The sequence below is a fragment of the Microcystis sp. 49638_E5 genome (assembly GCF_021300285.1).
GTDB lineage: Bacteria > Cyanobacteriota > Cyanobacteriia > Cyanobacteriales > Microcystaceae > Microcystis > Microcystis aeruginosa_C.
In genome coordinates, this window is record NZ_JAJTDH010000164.1 from 1 (window position 1) to 4,119 (window position 4,119).

At 41.6% G+C, this 4,119-nt stretch carries 3 protein-coding genes; 2 read left to right on the forward strand and 1 reads right to left on the reverse strand.

Annotated elements, in window-relative coordinates:
• Positions 1-137: 137 nt before the first annotated feature.
• Complete coding sequence (locus LW728_RS22940; protein ID WP_287768478.1) at positions 138-1,358, forward strand: hypothetical protein; 1,221 nt, start codon at positions 138-140, stop codon at positions 1,356-1,358.
• Complete coding sequence (locus tag LW728_RS22945) at positions 1,355-2,137, forward strand: hypothetical protein (protein WP_002804218.1); 783 nt, start codon at positions 1,355-1,357, stop codon at positions 2,135-2,137. The genes LW728_RS22940 and LW728_RS22945 overlap by 4 nt, the downstream gene beginning before the upstream one ends.
• A 360-nt stretch (positions 2,138-2,497) precedes the next feature.
• On the opposite strand, the gene metK is transcribed toward LW728_RS22945, so the two are convergent.
• On the reverse strand, positions 2,498-3,748 hold the full coding sequence (gene metK / locus LW728_RS22950) for a methionine adenosyltransferase (protein ID WP_039899812.1): 1,251 nt from the start codon (positions 3,746-3,748) through the stop codon (positions 2,498-2,500).
• Positions 3,749-4,119: the final 371 nt, after the last annotated feature.

A 4,119-nucleotide genomic window follows, 5' to 3' on the forward strand; every position in this document is an offset into this window, starting at 1 on the left:
ACCTGTTGATGCCTTAAGTCCTTCCCTATATGGATTTCAGATACTTTTGAGCGTAGGCGCTCTCATCGAATTTTATTTTAAGTTAATTATTTGCATAACAATTCCCGAAGAGCCCCTAATCTCAAGGTTTAACTATTATGAAAAAGTTAATTTTATTGGTAAGTGTAGCACTTATTTCTACTCCTGTTATTGCTCAACATTTACATCTTGATTCACCTCAAACTCAGACTTTACAAGCAATTCCTGATAATATACCAGCTTGGATGTACAACAAGCAACGTAATCATATTTATCCCCAAAGAGGGGTTTATAACAATGCCATTTATAATGTCAGAGATTTAGCTTTAGACTTGAATGCGATCGCTGTTGGTCATGCCTTTGCCTACGAAGATATCGTAACGGGAAAAGCGAAAGATTTAGAAACTAAGACATACCAAAAAATTAATTGGGTTTTAAAAAATCCGCCTAAATTTATGCCCGACGAGGGTAATATTTCTCCAACTTTTGGCAGAAAATACGGTGTTTTAGAACAGGTTTTCGAGTGGGCGCATATTTTCCATGCTCAAACCGTTGATGTTTTAGCCAGCAGCAAATTAACCAACGAGGAAAAAGAAGCAGAAATTGAAAAATTATATCAATTTTACTTGACAAAAGTTCCCTATGCTATTACGGGATTACCGATGAATATGGGTTATCTGGATTCCCAGCCCTATTCTAAAGCTTTTCGCCAGAAATATCCGAAAGTAAATGGCTTATTTTGGGGCTACCATTGGCTACAAGGAACCATGTATGACTTGCTTTATGAGAAAACTTTAGAGGAACAAAAACAGGCTTATAAACAGGTGGGTAAACAATACCATACTAAGGAATTATATCGCACAGATCGAGCTTTTATGCCCATGTTTGCCGAACTTAGTCCCAAGTTTGCCCGACGTTTTCCCGCAATATCTAACACCTTTGATAACCTGCATATGTTGCACGATATGGTTAATGATATTCTGGCATCAGATTGGCTAACTCCCCAACAAAAAGACGAACAAATTACCCGCGCTATTTGGTTAGTAATGGCTGCTAATCATCAAGGAATGGCAGCAGGAAAAAATTATGGTGGTGAAGGACTACATGATCATCGTTTTGAGTCAGGAATTCCGGGTATGGGATTAATGCCAGCAGATATTTCTCACGAAGGTCATAATCACGAAAATCCTGATAATTCTGAGAAAAAACCTGATGATTCTCAAGTAGATGAGGGAGGAGATCACCAACACCATAACCACGAAAATCACTCCCCAGAAAACCCTGCTAATACGGAGAAAAAACCTGACCACAGCAATGCTCAAGAGGAACCGACAAAATGAGAAGATTTTTATTGATTGCCGTGGGTTTAGTTGCCAGTTTTACTAATCCAGTTTTTGCCAACGATCATAACAATCTTGATTCCGGTCGTCCCCTTTATTTTGATGATGCTGAAAGTATGGGTTTTGGGGAACAATCGATAGAATTTGGAGGAAGTCTAGTCTTTCCTGAAAATAGTAATCTTGGTGGTGAGTTTGATATTGAATACCTCAACGGTATTATTCGCAATGGTCATATTATTATCGGCATCGATCCGCAAGTGGGAGGACGAGTTAATAGTGATGATACAAGTTTTGATGTGGGAAATTTATCTGTAGGTTTTTTCTATAATTTCAATCGTGAATACGATAATGTTCCCGCTTTTGCCATTCGTACTGATTTAGGATTACCGACGGGAAATAATGCCGGGGGATTAGATTTTCGTCTGCGGGGAATTGCCAGTAAAACTGTTGGTCAATTTGATCGCTTGCATCTTAATCTCGATTTAAACATAAAAACTGACCCCGATGACGGCGATCGATCTTTTTTACCCGCCGCAATTCTCGGTTACTCCCGACCGATTGGTTATCCGAAACGCTTCGATCAAACTTTTTTAGCAGAATTGGGCGTAATTACCAGCGATAATAGTAATGGTGGGGTTTTAATTCGCACTGGAATGGGAATTCGTCAGCAAATTAATCGTCAAGGTGTGATCGATTTCGGTATTGAGGGAGATATTGGCACTAATGGCAATGATCAAAGTCAATTAAAGCTAAAAATTGGTTATTCTTTCGGATTTTAGCCTAGTAAACTGAAGATTAATCTTCAGGTTAGAAAATCTGATTATTTATTCCCGCTTTTGCCTCTTCTCATAAGTAGGGTGTGCTGAATAAATCTAAAAACCTTGTTGGATAAGAATTTTAGACTTTTTTCCCATCAAAAAGTGCCAGATCTTGGGGTGATCGGGGGGGAAATTTAGGCACTTTTTCCCTGAAAATTAGGTAATTGACCCCCTGAAAATCGGTAAAACCCTACACCCTACCCCCACGAAAAACTTTTTGCCGCAAACCCTAAGTAGCCTATACTCAACGAATTTAGTATAAAAAAGGAATAGAGCCTGAAACTCTATTCCTGAATCAAAATTTTCAGTTAATTTTTAACCCTATACCACCGCAGAAGTCAAAGCTTCTTTGAGGATAGCGGCTTTATCGGTTTGTTCCCAGGGTAAATCGAGATCATTGCGACCAAAATGACCATAAGCGGCTACATCTTGGTAAAAACGCTCGCCTCTTTCACTGGGTAAACCGCGCAGGTTAAAGGTTTGGATAATACCGGCCGGACGGAGTTCAAAGTATTTATTGATTAAGTCCAGAATCACATCATCGGCGACTTTGCCAGTGCCAAAGGTTTCCACGAAGACACTTACCGGACGAGCTACCCCAATCGCATAACCCACTTGAATCTCGCACTTATCGGCCAAACCAGCGGCGACGATATTTTTGGCCACATAACGGCAAGCATAGGCCGCGGAGCGATCAACTTTGGTAGGATCCTTACCGGAGAAAGCACCGCCACCGTGACGAGAATAGCCACCGTAGGTATCGACGATAATTTTCCGTCCCGTTAATCCCGCATCGCCTTGGGGTCCACCAATGACGAATTTTCCAGTGGGATTAACCAGATAACGGGTATTGGCATCGGGTTTAATTTCTAAATCGCTGAAGACCGGTTGTACTACCGCTTCCCAGAGATCACTTTTAATCTTTTGTTGGACGAGATCATTATCGGTGATATCGCCGATAGTGGCATCGTGTTGGGTAGAAACAAGGATAGTATCGATACCCACGGGACGACCATCTTCATAAATGACCGATACTTGCGTCTTACCGTCGGGACGCAGATAGGACAGTTCACCCGTTTTTCTGACTGCCGCTAAACGGCGAGCGATGCGGTGGGCTAAACTAATCGGTAAGGGCATAAATTCGGGGGTTTCATTGCAAGCGAAACCGAAGACAATACCCTGGTCTCCCGCACCAATTTTATCGAGTTCATCATTGCTGAGAAGTTCGCGATTTTCCTGAGCAGCCGTGACACCCTGGGAAATATCGGGAGATTGTTCGTCTAAAGCGACTAAAACGGTGCAACTATTCGAGGAAAATCCGTTATCTGCGTTGATATAACCGATTTCAGCGATTTTACTGCGAACTAAATTGACGAAATGAACTTGCGCTTTCGAGGTGATTTCACCGGTAATCAAGACTAACCCTGTATTGACAACCACTTCAGCCGCTACACGACTGTGGTCATCTTGGGATAACAGAGCATCGAGAATGGTATCAGAAATCTGGTCACAAATTTTATCGGGATGTCCCTCTGTAACCGATTCCGAGGTGAACAAATAACGTTTAGACAAGTGATGTCCCTCACATAGTAGTACATTTGAACGTGAAAAGATTCCAAGAAATCTTTGATCATACAGTGTAACAGGGAATTTGTAGAGATCAAGTATTTTCAATAAGAAACCGCCCGAACATTGTCCGGACGGAGTGTGGTGTGAGGAGTGAACGGAAACTTTCGTCTCCGCTAATTCCATTGTAGATGACAACTTAGAATCTTGAGCGATTTGAAACAAACTAGCCAAAAAAATTTTTATCTCTGGAAGGGGTTGACTCATCGGAAATTTTGGGTCTGAAACCCCGCCGTTCTAGGTTGGCTTTACGTTAGAATTAAAAGGCCAGTCTCGAAAACCAAGTGGACGGCGCAGCACCTTGAAAACTCGGCTTA